The organism is Kitasatospora sp. NRRL B-11411 (assembly GCF_000721345.1).
GTDB lineage: Bacteria > Actinomycetota > Actinomycetes > Streptomycetales > Streptomycetaceae > Kitasatospora > Kitasatospora cineracea.
Map to the genome: position 1 here is coordinate 1 of NZ_JOGH01000315.1, position 455 is coordinate 455.

1 pseudogene is annotated in these 455 nt (G+C 70.8%); it reads right to left on the bottom strand.

Annotation, left to right across the window (positions count from 1 at the left end):
* A pseudogene (locus IH44_RS0140125) lies at window positions 1-455 on the bottom strand (acetyl-CoA C-acyltransferase); the annotation flags it as partial.

Consider the following 455-nt stretch of genomic DNA (forward strand, 5'->3'; position numbering starts at 1 on the left):
GCCATGCCCTGTCCGCCGCCGACGCACATGGTCTCCAGGCCGAACTGCTTGTCGTGCCACTGGAGGGAGTTGATCAGGGTGGTGGTGATGCGGGCGCCGGTCATGCCGAAGGGGTGCCCGACGGCGATGGCGCCGCCGTTGACGTTCAGCCGGTCCGGGTCGATGCCGAGGTCCCGGTAGGAGGGGATGACCTGGGCGGCGAAGGCTTCGTTGATCTCGACCAGGTCGATGTCGCCGATCGTCAGCCCGGCCCGGCGCAGGGCCTGCTGGGAGGCTTCGACGGGGCCGTAGCCCATGATCTCGGGGGAGAGGGCGGAGACGCCGGTGGAGAGGACGCGGGCGAGCGGGGTGATGCCGAGTTCGCGGGCCTTGGTGTCGGACATGACGACCAGGGCGGCGGCGCCGTCGTTGAGCGGGCAGCAGTTACCGGCCGTCACGGTGCCGTCGGGGCGGAA